Annotated in this window: 13 protein-coding genes; 7 read left to right on the top strand and 6 right to left on the bottom strand. The window is 73.9% G+C overall.

Annotated elements, in window-relative coordinates; all coding sequences use genetic code 11:
* Positions 1-1040, top strand: a 1040-nt coding sequence (locus AB7J25_RS04015) for an aldehyde dehydrogenase family protein (RefSeq protein WP_428505114.1), incomplete at its 5' end; no start/stop codon positions are given.
* Positions 1041-1063: 23 nt separating this feature from the next.
* Here AB7J25_RS04015 and AB7J25_RS04010 read toward each other — a convergent pair.
* A complete protein-coding gene (locus tag AB7J25_RS04010; RefSeq protein WP_428505112.1) occupies positions 1064-2767 on the bottom strand; it encodes a PucR family transcriptional regulator in 1704 nt (567 codons plus the stop codon).
* Positions 2768-2769: 2 nt separating this feature from the next.
* Positions 2770-3384, bottom strand: coding sequence for an MEDS domain-containing protein (locus tag AB7J25_RS04005; protein ID WP_428505111.1), 615 nt, complete (start codon positions 3382-3384; stop codon positions 2770-2772).
* 577 nt (positions 3385-3961) lie between these two features.
* Between AB7J25_RS04005 and AB7J25_RS04000 the strand changes: the two genes are divergently transcribed.
* Together AB7J25_RS04000 and AB7J25_RS03995 are read left to right on the top strand one after the other, a co-directional pair.
* Entirely contained in the window at positions 3962-5071 is a 1110-nt protein-coding gene (locus AB7J25_RS04000; protein ID WP_428505109.1) for a winged helix DNA-binding domain-containing protein, read from the top strand.
* 69 nt (positions 5072-5140) lie between these two features.
* Complete coding sequence (locus tag AB7J25_RS03995) at positions 5141-5569, top strand: SCP2 sterol-binding domain-containing protein (protein ID WP_428505107.1); 429 nt, start codon at positions 5141-5143, stop codon at positions 5567-5569.
* A gap of 182 nt (positions 5570-5751) precedes the next feature.
* Here the strand turns inward: AB7J25_RS03995 and AB7J25_RS03990 are convergent, their stop codons facing one another.
* Together AB7J25_RS03990 and AB7J25_RS03985 are read right to left on the bottom strand one after the other, a co-directional pair.
* The gene (locus AB7J25_RS03990; RefSeq protein WP_428505105.1) at positions 5752-6660 is read right to left on the bottom strand and encodes a haloalkane dehalogenase; all 909 of its coding nucleotides are present in this window, start codon (positions 6658-6660) and stop codon (positions 5752-5754) included.
* A gap of 89 nt (positions 6661-6749) precedes the next feature.
* Positions 6750-7199, bottom strand: a complete 450-nt coding sequence (locus AB7J25_RS03985; RefSeq protein WP_428505103.1) for a hypothetical protein — start codon at positions 7197-7199, stop codon at positions 6750-6752.
* Between the two features lie 157 nt (positions 7200-7356).
* On the opposite strand from AB7J25_RS03985, the gene AB7J25_RS03980 reads away from it, so the two are divergent.
* From AB7J25_RS03980 to AB7J25_RS03965, 4 genes are all read left to right on the top strand, one after another.
* A complete protein-coding gene (locus AB7J25_RS03980) occupies positions 7357-8427 on the top strand; it encodes a hypothetical protein (RefSeq protein WP_428505101.1) in 1071 nt (356 codons plus the stop codon).
* A gap of 29 nt (positions 8428-8456) precedes the next feature.
* The gene (locus AB7J25_RS03975) at positions 8457-9293 is read left to right on the top strand and encodes a mycofactocin-coupled SDR family oxidoreductase (RefSeq protein WP_428505099.1); all 837 of its coding nucleotides are present in this window, start codon (positions 8457-8459) and stop codon (positions 9291-9293) included.
* A gap of 125 nt (positions 9294-9418) precedes the next feature.
* Positions 9419-11182 (top strand): sigma-54-dependent Fis family transcriptional regulator, encoded by a 1764-nt coding sequence (locus tag AB7J25_RS03970; protein ID WP_428505097.1) that lies wholly within the window; start codon positions 9419-9421, stop codon positions 11180-11182.
* A gap of 113 nt (positions 11183-11295) precedes the next feature.
* Positions 11296-12486 carry a PucR family transcriptional regulator gene (locus AB7J25_RS03965; protein WP_428505095.1) on the top strand — a complete coding sequence of 397 codons (1191 nt, stop codon included), beginning with the start codon at positions 11296-11298 and terminating at the stop codon, positions 12484-12486.
* On the opposite strand, the gene AB7J25_RS03960 is transcribed toward AB7J25_RS03965, so the two are convergent.
* Entirely contained in the window at positions 12464-13417 is a 954-nt protein-coding gene (locus tag AB7J25_RS03960; protein WP_428505093.1) for a vWA domain-containing protein, read from the bottom strand. The two genes, AB7J25_RS03965 and AB7J25_RS03960, sit on opposite strands and share 23 nt — an antisense overlap.
* Before the next feature lie 21 nt (positions 13418-13438).
* A complete protein-coding gene (locus tag AB7J25_RS03955; protein WP_428505091.1) occupies positions 13439-14359 on the bottom strand; it encodes an AAA family ATPase in 921 nt (306 codons plus the stop codon).
* Positions 14360-14511 lie beyond the last annotated feature (152 nt).

Below are 14511 nucleotides of genomic sequence, written 5' to 3'. Positions count from 1 at the left end.
CGCCGCCGCTGAAGACGCTGTTCGCGCTCAAGGGCCGCAACGCCATCGTGGTGGCCCCGCACCCGCGGACGAAGGACACCACCGCCGCGGTGGTCGGCTACATGCGCGAGGCGTGCGAGCAGGTCGGCGCACCGGCGGACCTCGTCCAGAGCGTGGCCCGGCCGAGCATCCTCGCGACCCAGGAGCTGATGCGGCAGGCGGACCTCGTCGTCGCCACCGGCGGAGCGGGGATGGTGCACGCCGCCTACAGCTCGGGCACGCCCGCCTACGGCGTCGGCGTCGGCAACTCGGTGCACGTCGTCGATGCGACGGCCGACGTCGCGGACGCGGCCGAGGCGATCGCGACCGCGAAGACCTTCGACTACGCGACCAGCTGCCTCGCGGACAACGCCGTGGTCGTCGAGGACCGGGTCTACGACGAGCTGCTGGCGGCGCTGGTGGCCGCGGGCGGCCACCTGTGCTCCGCGGCCGACAAGGCGGCCCTGCAGCGGCGGATGTGGCCCGACGGCGGGCACGTGCCGGCCGCAGAGGTCATCGCCAAGCCTGCGACGGCCATCGCCGAGCTGGCCGGTTTCACCGTCCCCGCCGACCGGACCTTCCTGATCGTGGAGGAGGACGGCGTCGGCGCGGCGCACCCGTTCTCGGGCGAGAAGCTCTCGGTGGTACTGGCCCTCTACCGCTACACCGGCGCGATCGAGCAGGCGGTCGACCTGGTCAACGCGATCACCGACCACCAGGGTCTCGGGCACACCTGCGGCATCCACACCACCGACGACGCCCACGTGCGGGCGCTGTCGTTCGGCACCCGCACGGCCCGGGTGCTGGTGAACCAGAACCTCAACGAGGGTGCGGGCAGCCCCCGCAACGGCCTGCCGTTCACGTTGAGCCTGTCCTGCGGCACCTGGGGCGGGAACATCACCACCGAGAACGTGAACGCCCGCCATTTCGTGAACCTCACCTGGGTCTCCCGCCCGATCGCCCCCCGCGCCGTCGACGAGGACGAGCTGTTCGCCGCGCACTGGCAGCGGCACGGCCGGTGACGCGGGGAGGTTGACGCGGGCGGTCAGCCCCGCAGGCTCTGCACGGTCTGCCAGGCCTGCGTCGCCAGGTGCAGGTTGAAGCTGGTCCGAGGATCCGCGAGATGGTGCCCGGAGATCTCGCGGATCCGCTGCAGCCGGTACTTCAGCGTGCTGCGATGCACGCACAGCGCGGCCGCGGCGCCGTCCCAGCTGCCCCCGCACTCCAGGTACTTGCTCAGCGTCGGGACCAGCTCCGAGTTGCGCCGGGCGTCGTAGTCGAGCAACGGGCCCAACCAGCGGCGCACGAAGCGTTCGACGGCGGCCAGGTCCGGGACCTCGCCCAGCAGCTGGTACACGCCGAGGTCGTCGTAGAACGAGGTGCGATCGTCGTCGCGGGCGAGCACCAGCATCTTCAACGCGAGCTGGGCCTCCCGGTAGGAGCGCGGGATGCCGCCGGGCCCGTCGCACCAGCCCCCGACGCCGACCCGGCAGCGGCCCCCGCCGACGTCGGCCAGGATCGCGGTGCGGAAGCGCTCCCCGTCGAACTCGGCATCGGACAGGATGACGATGCCGCCGCCGCGGGCGACCAGCATGACCCCGATGTTCTGCGCCAGCGCCACCCGCCGCACGCTGTGGAAGAACGCGTTCTCGTTCGGGACGTGACCGCTGCCCTCGACGACGACCACCCGGTGCGGGCGTTCCAGGTCGTGGCCCAGCGCCTGAGCCCGCGCGAGCGCGCTCGCCTCGTCCGTCCCGGAGAGCAGCTCCTCCACGAGGTCGCGGCGCACGCGCAGCTCCGTCTCGGCCACGCTGCGGAGCCGGGCGAGCTCCATGGACAGGACGGTGGCGCCGTGTTCGAGTGCGACCTTGTCCCGCTCCCCGGCGGTGCCGGCCGGATCGACGAGTGCCAGCACACCGAGCACGTCGGCGCTCGGGCTGGCGATGGCGATCAGCCGGTCCCCCTCCCGGATCGGCCGGCCCTTGCGCACCGCTCGCCGCAGCATCAGCTCACGCTGGGCGGGCGTCTCCTTCGGATACGGGTTCGGGCGCGCCGGCCCGGCCCAGGCACGCAGGTTCCCGTACCGGTCCTCGATCGCCACCGAGTACCCGGTCACCTCGTTGAGGGCCCTCGCGATCCCGCACTGGCCCTCTCCCGCCGCGGCGACCTGCGTGAACCGGTCGTGGATGCGCATGGTGTGCTCCAGCGCCCGCAGGGTCTCGGCCTGTACCCCGTACGCCCGGCGCAGCTCCTCGGCGGTCGAGCGCTCCCGTGCGTGCAGGCGGGCGTTCACCAGGGCGACGACGGCCTGCTGGGCGAGCACCTGCATCAGGAAGTGCTCGGACTGGGTCGGCTCGTCGGCCGCGGCCACGACGAGATACCCGACGTGACCGGTGAAGCCCCGCAACGGCAACGCCCAGGCCCAGGCTTCGTCGGGCAGGTGCAGGGCACCTCCGCCGCGCGCGAGGGCACCCAGCTGCCGTTCCAGCGCGCACCGCACGTCGGCCCGGGGACGGGGCGTGACGCTCGACTGCCACCCCTCGTCGCGCAGGAAGACCCCCACGAGGCGGGCGCGGCTCAACGACGGCACCGACGTGCTGGCCAGAGCGAGGATCTTCGCCTGGTCCGCGCTCTCGGTCATCAGCATCGAGAGCATCAGCAGCCCCTGGACGTTGGACAGCAGCTCACGCAGCTCGGTGTTGATGTCCTGGCCGACCGGGAGCGAGACGTGCACCGAGGCCGGGCTCATGGTCAGGCCCGGCCGGCCAGGAACTCGTCGGGTTCGAGGTAGTACGGGTTCTGCAGCAGCATGCCGCCGAGCAGGACCTTCGGATGCGTCTTGAGCACGTCGACGAGCACCTCGCCGCTGAAGCGGTCGAGCTCGTACAGGCAGAGGATCACCTGCGGGTACCGGGGCAGGTAGCGGTTCAGGCGGGACTCGTACTCGATCAGCTCCTCCACGCCGGGCGCCTGGCGCAGCGCCCAGGTCATCTCGCCGACCGCCCTGGCGAAGCTGAACTCACCCGACAGTGCGCCGCCGATGGAGTCCTCCCAGAAATCGATCATCGTCGGGGTCGAGAACCCACCGCCGCTCAGGTAGGTCTCTTGCGACTGCTGGACCTCCAGCTGCCCCCGCTCCAGGCAGGGATCCACATCGACGCCGAGGTCGGCCAGCGCGGTGAGGATCACCTCGGGCGCGGTGCCGTCGACGACGCAGATGCATTTGTCACCGGCGCGCAGCCCTTCATCGAGATATGGAATGACGATCTCGTCCCGTTCGGTCAATCCCGGGTAAAACGCACAGATATGATCACCGGGAACGAGATGGACGCCCGGAATCCCCAAGTCGATCGAGCGCTGCTGCATAGGCCTGCCCTTCGTCGGGTGCCGCTGTCGCCGGCCTGTTCACCCCGGCCGGAGAAGGCAGGGCACAGGCGGCCGCATCGCGTCCCGGATCGCCGGAGGTGTCGACGATCTCGACCGGTCCCGTGGCCCGGCCCGAGGCACGCGGCGCAGGCACGATCGGAATCCTCATCGGGATCATCACGCGCGGGGGGCCCTCGCGTCGCACCAGAAGCTGATCAAGTCCCGCCCCAGGTCCGCTCACGGCTGGAACGAGCCTTGCGAGCCATTCACTCGATTCGGACACCTGACACGATCATCGTGAAGGCCCACCGTCATCCAAACTTCCGGCACGCAACACTGGGACCGTGATCCTAGGTACCGGCGGAGGCGGCGGCCCAGGTCTCACCGTGCCCAAGTTCGCGCCGCCGGTTCGTCCCCGACTGACAAACTCCGGCATTCTTCCCGCAGTTCTCGCCAGGGACGGGAGACTGGACGGTTCGGGGCGGCGGGCGCCCGGCCGGACCAGGAGCGGGTTCGCCCGTCCTGCGTCCTGGGCGGGTCGGCCGTCGGCGCGGCCTCCCGGGACGACACTGTCGTGGTGACCCGCCTCGACCTCCGGGCGCTCAACCGCGCGACCCTCGCCCGGCAGTTCCTGCTCGAACGCGCGGCGGTGCCCGTCGTCGACGCCGTCGCGCACCTCGGCGGCCTGCAGGCCCAGGAGCCGCAGGAGCCGTTCACCGGGCTCTGGTCGCGGCTGCGCGGATTCGACCCGGCGGTGCTCTCGGACCTGCTCGCGGACCGGCGGGTGGTGCGGGGCCACCTCATGCGCCGCACTGTGCACCTGGTCACCGCGGAGGACGCGCTCGCGTGGCGATCCCGGCACCAGGCGATGCTGCGCCAGCGGGTGCTCGGCGTGTACCGCCGCGACCTGGACGGCGTCGATCCCGACGAGATCATGGCTGCCGCCACCGCGGTGCTGTCCGACGGCGCGCCGCGCACGATGCCCGAGCTGGGCCGGGCGCTCGCGCAGCGGTGGCCCGGCCCGGGACACCGGCCGCTCGGCGAGGTGGCACTCACGCTCCTCCCGGTGGTGCAGCTCCCGCCCCGCGGCCTGTGGCGCTCGACGGCCGGAGCGCGGTACCTGCTGATGCCGTCGTGGCTCGGCCGCCCGGTCGATCCGCCGGGCCCCGACGGGACCGATGCCGCAGGCGAGGCGCTCGTCCGCCGCTACCTCGCCGCCTTCGGCCCCGCCGCCACCGCCGACCTGCGCGCCTGGTGCGGCCTCGCCGGGCTGCCGCGGGCGGTCGCCGCCGTCCGCGACGAGCTGGTGAGCTTTCGCGACGAGCGCGGCCGCGAGCTGCTCGACCTCCCCGGCGCCCCGCGCCCGGATCCCGACACCCCCGCCCCGGTGCGGTTCCTGCCCGCCTTCGACAACGCGATCCTCGGCTACGACGACCGCACCCGTATCGTCGACGACGCCCACCGCGGGCTCTCCGTGGCGGGCGAGCGCGCCGTCCTCGTCGACGGCCGGGTCGCCGCCACCTGGACCGTCGACGCCGGTGGCGCCGTCGTCGTCGCCCCGCTGCGCCGCTTCACGCGGGCCGACCGGGCGGCCGTCGCCGAGGAGGGCCGGGAGCTTGCGGCGTTCCTCTCCGAGGGGGAGCACCGAAGCGTCCGGGTGACGGCGTCGTCGCGCGGCGGCGCTTGACACCCGGATGGTCGCCCGGCAGCATCCCGATTACTTCCAACTGGAAGTAATCGGAGGAGGTCGTCCGCAGTGGCCGTGTTCCTCACCCAGGAATGGCTCGACGTCTACCGCACGCTCGGCGCCGAGCTCCCGGAGCGCCAGGGCGCGACGGCCCGGATCCAGTACGTGGTCACGTCGACACCGCACGGGGACGACGTCGCGTACCACGTGGTGTTCGTGGACGGCCGCATCGACGCGGCGGCGCTCGGCACGCTCGACGAGCCGGACGCCGTGCTGACCCTCGTCCACACCGACGCCGTCGGCGTCCAGCGCGGCGACCTCGACCCGAACGTCCTGTTCAGCGCGGGGACGATCGCCTTCGACGGGGACATGCGCTCGCTGATGTCCCTGCTGCCGATCCTGTGGCCGTCGCCGCGGCGGCGCCTGGGCTCGGCGCGGCGCTACCTCGCGCTGCAGGAGGAGCTCCGGGCCCGCACCGAGTACCCGGACCATCCCTGAACCGGGATCCGCCGGTCGCTCCCGAACCGGGATCCACCGGTCGCCCCTGAACCTGGATCCACCGCCCTCCTCGCAGAGCCCGGACACCCCTCGCAGACGCTGCAGCCCCTGCGAAGCGCACCCAAACCCTGCGAAGCGCACCCAAACCCTGCGAAGCGGTGGCACCAGGCTGAGCGCGCGGCTCAGCCGGGCAGGCCCTTCGCGAACCCGGCGACGATCGTCCCCAGCTCCGCGCCGCGCTCCTCGGGCATGTTGTGCCCGGCATCGAGCCGCGCGTGCGGCTGGCCCGCGGCACCGGGCACGAGCTGCTGGAACATCCCGTCGGCGGCACCGGCGATCGGGTCGTGCTCGCCGTAGACGGTGAGGAACGGCATCGAGGAACCCTGCAGGACGGCCCGCGAGTCCCGCACGGCCTGCGCCGACGGGTCGTCCGGGGTGACGGGGATCAGCGCCGGGAACCGGCGGGCACCCGCCTGGTAGGAGTCGTCGGGGTACGGGGCGTCATAGGCGGCCACGACCGCAGGGGCCGGCGGGGCGTGGCAGGCGCGCGCCACGATCGCGCCGGTCTCGAAGACCGGGGTGGCGGCGGCGAACTCCTGCCATTGCCGCAGCGCGTCGTTGGCCGGCATGTCGCCGGTCGGGTAGCCGTGGTTGCAGGCGACGTAACCCGCCGCCAGGCCGGGGACCGCGGTCACCACGCGCAGCCCGAGCAGGCCGCCCCAGTCGTGGCCGAGCAGGACGGCGCCGCGCAGCCCGAGGCCGGTGAGGAACGCGGTCAGCCACGCCACGTGCGACTCGTAGGTGTAGTCCTCCTGGCGGCCGGGCTTGTCGGAGCGGCCGAACCCGACCAGATCGGGGACGACCACCCGCAGGCCGGCGCCCACCAGCGGGGCGACGGCGTCGCGGAACATGTAGGACCAGGTCGGCTCGCCGTGCAGCAGGACGACCTGCCGCCCGGCCGGGTCGCCCTCGTCGACGTAGTGCATGCGCAGGGGGCCGAGCCGCGGGTCGGTCACGGTCGCGTAGTGCGGGGCGAAGCCGAACCCCGGCAGCCCCTCGAACCGCTCGTCCGCCGTCCGCAACACCGTCATGGGAGCACTCCTCCTGGTCGGATGCCCTGTCGCCGACCGACGCTAGGAAGCCCGTCACGGTGTCGCCACGGCGCCGGGAGGCGAACGCGTCAGCCGCGGTCGTCCCCGCGGGACGTCAACCGCGCGAGGGCGCCGAGCAGCACGAGGTAGCCGATCACCGCGATCGCGCCGGCGACGAAGAACGCGACGGCGCCCGTCGCGATCCACGTCGTGCCGAGCACGGCGGCCGGCACCACGGCCACCGGGAGCAGGTTGAACACGGCCCCTCCGCGCAGCCCGCCCGGCGGGTGCACCGCCCGCTCGTGGTGCGCCCCCACGGCGAGCAGCAGGGCACAGAAGCCCAGCCCGGCGCCGGTCACGAACAGCCAGGCGGCCCACGGGCCGGGCATTCCCCGCTGGCCGACCACCGCGGCCAGCGTTCCCGCGACGGACAGCGTGAACCCCTGTGGCGCGCCGAGCAGCAGCCCGGCCTCGCGGGTGGCGGTCCGCAGACCGCCGATGCCGCGCGCGGCCCGGCCGCCACGGCATCCACCGGTCACGGTCGGCCACGGTAGGAGAGCCGCCCGGCCCGGCCACCGACCCGCCGGGGCGAAAAACGCCCGGCCTTCGTCCCGGCGATGCGGTGACCCGCCGCCCGGCCCCGGCGAACACTCGGCGCACCCCCGGCCCTGGGAAAGGCACGGAAAGGAGCGTCCCATGGTGAAGGTCCGCGGCGAGGAGGTCCTCCTCCCGACCACGATCGTCGGGTCCTACCCGCGTCCGATGTTCCTGCGCGGCAAGGTGTTCCCGCTCGGCGGCGTGCACTCGCCGGAGTTCCCCAGCTTCGAGGTGCGCTCGAACTACCGCAACGCCGTCGCGCTGGCGATCAAGGACATGACCGACGCCGGGCTCGACATCGTCACCGACGGCTGCCAGCACTACGAGAGCGACAGCGACTACGAGCAGGGCGAGATCTTCCACTTCTACCTCGACCGGCTGGAGGGCTTCGTGCCCTACGGGGACAACATCTCCGCCGGCCACTTCCAGGACATCCCCGTGTACAAGCCGACCTGCGTCGGCCCGATCGAGTGGCGACGGCCGATCTTCAAGCCGATCGTCGAGGCGGCCGTCCAGCAGACCGACAAACCGGTCAAGATCCAGGCGGCGGTTGGCCCGGCGACGATGTCCGCGCTCATCACCGACCGCCACTACGGCGACATCAAGGCGCTGTCGCTGGACCTCGCTCGGGCGCTGAACGCCGAGCTGCGCGACATCACCAGCCGCGGCGTCGGGATCGTCCAGTTCGCCGAGGTGCTGACGTTCTTCGACCCGGCCGACTGGGTCGTCGAGGCGATCAACACCGCGTTCGACGGCATCGACGCCTACAAGATCATCCACATCTGCTACGGCCAGCAGGAAGGCCAGCCCGGCGTCACCGAGATGCGCGGCTCGAAGCTCTTCCCCTGGCTGTGGGACCTGCAGTGCGACCAGATCCAGTACGAGATGGCGAGCCACGGGTTCCACCAGAGCGACATCGACGCGATCGCGTCGATCCCCGGCCACATGGACTTCGGCGTCGGCGTCATCAACGGCAAGAGCCTGGTGGCCGAGTCGCCCGAGCAGGTCGCGGCCGGCCTGCGCCGCGTGCTGGAGGTCGTGCCCGCCGAGCGGGTCATGGTGCACACCGACTGCACGCTCACCGGCGTCAAGCACGTCGTCGCCCAGCAGAAGATCCGCTCGCTCGTCGAGGGCACGCGGATCGTCCGCGACGAGCTGACCCGCGCCTGAGCCCGAACCACGACCGAGAGGAGCACGTCATGGGCCGATTCGACGGCAAGGTCGTCCTGATCACCGGAGGCGCCCGCGGCCAGGGGCGCTCGCACGCACTGGCCTTCGCCGGCGAGGGTGCGAGCATCGTGGTCAGCGACATCGCCGCCCAGGTCGCCACGGTGCCGTACCGCATGTCGAGCGACGCGGACCTGCGCGAGACCGTGAAGCTGGTCGAGGCGCTCGACCGCCGCTGCGTCGCGGTGACCGCGGACTGTCGCGACGGCGACGCGATGCGCCAGGTCGCGGCGACCGCCGTCGAGGAGTTCGGGCGGATCGACATCCTGCTGGTCAACCACGGCCTGCTGTCGCTGTCGGCGGTGGTGGACATGTCCGACGAGGTCTGGGACGACGTGATCGACAGCGACCTGACCGGCGTGTTCAAGTCGGTCCGGGCCGTCCTGCCCCAGATGCTCGCCCAGGGATCGGGGCGGATCGTCGCGACCGCCTCGATGGCGGGTCGGGTCGGGCTGCCGACCGTCGCGCACTACTGCGCCGCCAAGTGGGGCGTGATCGGGTTCGTCAAGTCGGTGGCCAGGGAGGTCGCCGCCAACGGGATCACCGTGAACGCGGTGTGCCCGACGAACGTCAGCACCGACATGATCCACAACCCGGACTTCTACGCGCTGTTCGCGCCGGGCATCGAGAACCCGACGCAGGAGCAGGTCATTCCCGGGTTCCAGTCGCTCAACGCGATCCCCGTGCCGTGGATCGAGGCCATCGACATCTCGAACGCGATGATGTTCCTCGCCTCCGACGAGGCCCGCTACATCACCGGTGAGGCGCTGCACGTCAGCGCGGGGTGGAACGCCTTCAACGCCACCTGAGCAGTGCTTCTCCGCCGGGGGCTGTGCCAACATGGCACAGTCCCCGGGCGGCGCCCGCCCCGATGCTGGCTGCACCCGCCGCTCGCGAGAGCGGACGGCCACGACGGGGTGGCGGGAGGCCCGAGATGCGCGTGCCCGCGGTGAGTGACGGCGCGGTGCTGCGCCGCGCCCGACGGGCCCTGCGCGACGGCTCCGACCTGCCCCCCGACCTGCGCGGGCTGATCCGGCACTCCTGGGTGCGCAGCCGCATGTCGGCGGTCGGGCCGGAGCGCCTGGACATCCCGTTCCTCGGCACCGACGCGCGCAGCGAGCGGCTGTGCCGCGCCGCGGAGCCGGTGCTCGGCCGGTTCGCCCAGCAGCTCGGCGGGACCCAGGTCAGCATCGTCCTGGCCGATCCCCACGCCCGGGTCGTCGGCCGCTGGGCAGGTGACCGCTCGGCCCTGCGGCGGCTGTCGGCGGTGTCGATCGAGGAGGGGTTCGTCCTCGGTGAGGAGGTCGCCGGCACCAACGGGATCGGCACCGCGCTGGAGGAGCTCGCGCCGGTGCTCATCCACGGCGCGGAGCACTTCGTGGAGGAGCTGCAGCGGCTGGTGTGCGCCGGCGTGCCCGTGCGCAACCCGCTGACCCGCCGCCTGGAGGGCGTGCTCAACCTCGCCTGTCCCACCGCGGACGCCAACGGGCTCCTGCTACCGACGCTGCTGGACCTGGGCACCCAGATCGAGCGTGAGTTCTCCGCGCGGGCCTCCGAACGGGAGCGGGCCGTCTTCGAGCGGTTCCTGGCCCGCAGCCGCGACACCGCGGCGCCCCTGGTCGCGATCGGCGAGCACTTCCTGCTCACCAACGCCGCTGCGGCCACGCTCCTGGAGCCCGCCGACCAGGCGCTCCTGTGGGACCAGGCCGCGGAGTCCGTCGGGGAGGGCGTCGCCGTGCTGCGGACGTTCGTGCTCGGCAGCGGCGCACAGGTCCGGGCCCGGTGCACCCCGGTGCGGGTGGGCGCGCTCGGCGTGGGTGCGCTGATCGAGCTGACCGGACGGGGTGAGCCACCTGCCGCACGCACGCAGGCCCCGGCGCGCCCGGGGCACCGCAGCCGGGCCTGGGCCGAGCTGGAACGGGCGGTCCGTGGCCTCGACCCGGCCCTGGTACAGCGCGTGCGGATCGTCGGCGAGACCGGCACCGGCAAGCTCCGGCTCGCCCGGCGGCTGCACCGGGAGCGCGGCACGGGCGGCGAACCGCAGGTGCTGTCCTGCGGGCTGGCCGCGGCGGACGGCTCCCGCACGTGGCTCGCCCGCGCGGCCGGGGCGCTGGGCTCGCCGGCCGCCACTGTCGTCGTCACGCACCTGGAGCTGCTGGACGCGTCCACGTGCGCGGCCCTCGCCGAGCTCGTGGACGCCGCGACCGCCGCGCTGGTCGTCACGACCGTCCGCGAGTCGGACGGCTACGTGCCCGGCGCGGAACGCTTCGGCTACACCGTGCTGCGGGTTCCCGCCCTGCGCCACCGGCGCGACGACGTCCCGGCGCTGGTCCAGGAGATGCTCGCCGCCGCCGGATCGCCGGGGACGAAGGTCAGCAGCCGGGCGCTGGCCGCGCTGATCGCCGCGCCGTGGCCGGGCAACCTGCGTCAGCTGCAGGCGGTGATCGGCGAGGCCCTCACCGCGGCCCGCGGCCGGGCCGTCGACCTCGCGCACCTGCCCGAGGACATCCGCCTTGGCGCGGCGGGGCGCCGCCGGCTGAGCCCCCTGGAGGAGCTCGAACGCGACGCGATCGCGCGCGCACTGCACGAGCACGGCGGCAACAAGAACAAGGTCGCCGAGGCGCTGGGCATGTCGCGCTCGACGCTGTACCGCCGCCTGCGCCGGTTCGGCCTCGACGCCGGGCGCTCGGTGCTCTGACGACCGGTGTGTCAGATCGGCACGGTCCCCACCCCGCCCGGCGGGCCTACCGTGATCACGCCGGGCGGACCGCCCGGCCCGACGCACGAGACCGCACGAGGAGGTCGTCACCGGTGACCCTGCCCGCCGTGCGCCGGCCACCGCCCCGGCCGGTCCTCACCCGGGAGATCGACGACCGCGAGCAGCTGATCCCCGTGGGGCTCGGCCGGGCGCTGTGCCACGGCGGGCTCGACGAGTTCGTGCGCGAGGTCGACGGCCTCGTCGGCGGACCGGTCACGCTGCTGGACCGGACCGACGAGGTCCTGGCGACCAGCCGGCCGGGATCCGGCCGCGAGCCCGCGCGGGTGCGGCAGCTCGTGCTGCAGGACGCCGGGGAGGTCGTCGGGGTCCTGGAGCTGCCGCCCACCGCGCCGTGGTCGGCCGCGCTGGACCGGACGCTGCGCGACGTCGGCGCGGCCCTGCTGCGCCAGCACCGCCACCGCGACGAGGTCCGCCAGCTCCGCCACCGCGTGTCGCTCCTGAGCTGGCTGTCGGCCCGCCCGGAGCTCGCCCCGGCAGCATCCGCGGGCCCTGAACCGGCCTGCTGCCGCCCCGTCGTCGCCGTCGCGGCCCGCCACGGCGGCTACCCCGGGATCGCCCGGCGGCTGGCCGGGGCCTGCGCAGCCGAGCGGCTGCTCGCCGGCCTCAGCCTCGTCCCCGCCGACGACGCCCTGGTCGGCCTCTACGAGAGCGACCCGGACGGGCCGCCGCAGCAGCACGCGCGCGCCTGGTCGCGGGCGCTGCGCGCGGCCCGGGTGGACGGGCTCACCCTCGCCGTGGGCCGGCCGACCGGACCCGGCGCGGCCCTGCAGGAGAGCTACCTGCAGGCGCGCCGGCTGGCGATCCTGCAGCGCGACCGCAGCGGCTACCTGGAGCTGCCGGTGGTCGCGGTGACCGACGAGCTCGGCCCGATGGCCGACGTGCTGGCCTCGGTCTCCGCGGGGCAGGTGACCCCGTTCGTCGAGCGCGTGCTGGGCGACCTGGTGACCGACGGGCGGTTCGGCGGCCAGCTCGTCGAGACCCTCTACGCCTACCTCACCACCGGGGGGAGCCCGCAGGAGGCGGGCCGGCTGCTGCATCTGCACCCGTCCTCGGTCAAGTACCGGATGCGGGTCATCCGCGAGCTGCTCGGCGCCCGGCTGGAGGATCCCGCGCAGCGCTTCGACCTGGAGCTCGCCGTGCGGCTGCATCTCGCGGCCCGCGAGCTGCGGGAACGGTGCGCCGGACCACCCGAGCCCGCGGTCAGCCGGCGAAGAACCGGGTGAGCGCCGGCGCGACGTCGCGGTGCGTGCGCACGGGGGCCAGCAGGCCGTGACCGGCCGCGGCCAGTTCGGCACCCAGCGCGGCGTCGTGCTCGCCGGAGACGTCGAGCAGCACGTCCAGCCGGGGCAGCCGGGCCGCCGCCGGGCGCGGGTCGGGCCCGGCGTTGTGCACCGCGTCGGTGAGCAGCACCGCCCGGGACTGCAGGCGCGGGGTCCGGGCCAGGGTGCGGGCGGCGACCTCCAGCGGGAACGCGACGTTGGTCAGCCCGCGCGCCGGCAGCCGCAGCAACGCGTCGAGCAGCACGCCCGGCCGGACCGGTGCCCCCATCTCCAGCAGGATCGCGGCGTCGGACCAGAACGCCAGTACCGCGAGAGCGTCGCGGTTCAGCTCGCCGGCGAGTGCACCGACCGCGGCGGCCGCGGTGCGCACCCGCTCGCCGCGCATCGAGCCGGAGACGTCGACGGCGAGCACGACGTGATGCCGGGTCGACACCCGCTCGCGGACGACGATGTCGGAGTCCTCCGGGACGGGCCGCTCGGTGAGCACGTCGATCGTGCGGTCGAGGTCGATGTCGTCGGACCCGCCGCGGTAGGGCAGGCTCGCGAGCGGGCCGCTCCCGCGCCGGGCCGCGCCGCAGCGGCGGGGACGCCGCAGGTGCAGCCGGGCCGCGATGCGCCGGGCCTGCTCCCGCACGATCGGGTCCACCGGGCCGGTCCCGTCCGGCGCGACCAGCTCGCCCGCCTCGTCCGTGGTGGCCGCGGACACCCCGCCACGCGGGTTTCCGCGCGGGTCGGCGGATGGACCCCCGGCCGGTAGCACCTGCCCGGGCCCGGACGTCGCGGCGTCGAACAGCACGGGCTCCTCGGTGAGCGGCTTGGGCTTGCGCCCGAGCGGCCGGCGTCCAGGGCGTGCCGGGCCGCGCCGCTGCAGCACCGACTCGACCGGCAGCTCCCTTCAACCCGGCTCGGCGGCCGCGGGGAGCAGCACGAAGTGGTCCTGCCAGATCTCGTGCAGGACCTGCTCGCGGGTGGTGTCGGCGGCCGCGTCGAGGTGGATGCGCCCGGACAGCGCGACGATCATGGCGTCGAGCAGCACGGCCCGGTACGCGTCGGTGTCCGGGTCGTCGACGCCGCGCAGGGTGGCCAGGCGCCCCGCGACCAGCACGCAGTCGATCGCGCCGCGCACGCTGCTGCCCTGGCGGACGTCGAGGTGGGCGCGGGTGGCCCGGGTGACCGCGACGGCGTCGGCGACCATCCGCTCGCCCAGCGCCGTCCCGGCGACCCCGCCGCGCAGCCGGACGATCTCGCGCTCGGCGGCCTCGTCCTGGTAGCCGATGGCCAGCCGGCAGAGCCGGTCGTGCACGCTCGTGGACAGCCGGGTCGTGCCGGCGTCGTCCAGGGGATTCATCGACGCGATCACCCGGAACGACGCCGCTGCGTGCACCACCCCGACCCGCGGGATCGCGATCGACCGGTCGGCCATCGCGGTGAGCAGCGTGTTGAGCGTGTCCTCCGGGGAGCGGTTGAACTCCTCCAGGTAGAGGAAACCGCCGCTGCGCATGGCCTCGACGAGCGGGCCGGGGACGAAGTTCTCGGCGCTGTAGTCCTCGCGCAGGACCCGGGCCGGGTTGTGGTGGCCGACCAGCCGGGCAGGGGTCAGGTCCGCGTTGCCCTCGACGAACAGCAGCGGGATGCCCCACTCCGCGGTGATCGCCTTCAGCATCGTGGTCTTGCTGGTTCCCGGCGGCCCCTCCAGGACGATGTCGCGGCCCGCGGCGACCGCGGAGAGCACCAGCTCGAGCTCGCGCTCGCGGCCCACCAGCCGCTGCGCGATGCGCCCGCGGACCGCCACCAGGTCCGGCTCCTCGTCGGTCATCGGCGGTCCCTCCGTGATCGGCTGCGCCGCCACATCGTGGCGGGGTGGGCGGCGTCGCGGGTGTGTCAGATTGACCAGGTCCCGGTGTTGGACCGGCCGGGACGACCGGACCTCCGGTTCTCGACCCGCGCGACGGTGACCCGGACCGCGCC

The sequence above is a fragment of the Pseudonocardia sp. genome (assembly GCF_050246655.1).
Lineage (GTDB): Bacteria > Actinomycetota > Actinomycetes > Mycobacteriales > Pseudonocardiaceae > Pseudonocardia.
Note: the sequence above shows the minus strand (reverse complement) of the source record. Positions and strands in the feature narration are given on the sequence as shown.

Coding starts and splice junctions, on each gene's coding strand:
- AB7J25_RS03975 (WP_428505099.1), top strand. CDS start 8,457: ATGGGCCGATTCGACGGCAAGGTCGTCCTGATCACCGGAGGCGCCCGC.
- AB7J25_RS04010 (WP_428505112.1), bottom strand. CDS start 2,767: ATGAGCCCGGCCTCGGTGCACGTCTCGCTCCCGGTCGGCCAGGACATC.
- AB7J25_RS03970 (WP_428505097.1), top strand. CDS start 9,419: ATGCGCGTGCCCGCGGTGAGTGACGGCGCGGTGCTGCGCCGCGCCCGA.
- AB7J25_RS03980 (WP_428505101.1), top strand. CDS start 7,357: ATGGTGAAGGTCCGCGGCGAGGAGGTCCTCCTCCCGACCACGATCGTC.
- AB7J25_RS03955 (WP_428505091.1), bottom strand. CDS start 14,359: ATGACCGACGAGGAGCCGGACCTGGTGGCGGTCCGCGGGCGCATCGCG.
- AB7J25_RS03990 (WP_428505105.1), bottom strand. CDS start 6,660: ATGACGGTGTTGCGGACGGCGGACGAGCGGTTCGAGGGGCTGCCGGGG.
- AB7J25_RS04005 (WP_428505111.1), bottom strand. CDS start 3,384: ATGCAGCAGCGCTCGATCGACTTGGGGATTCCGGGCGTCCATCTCGTT.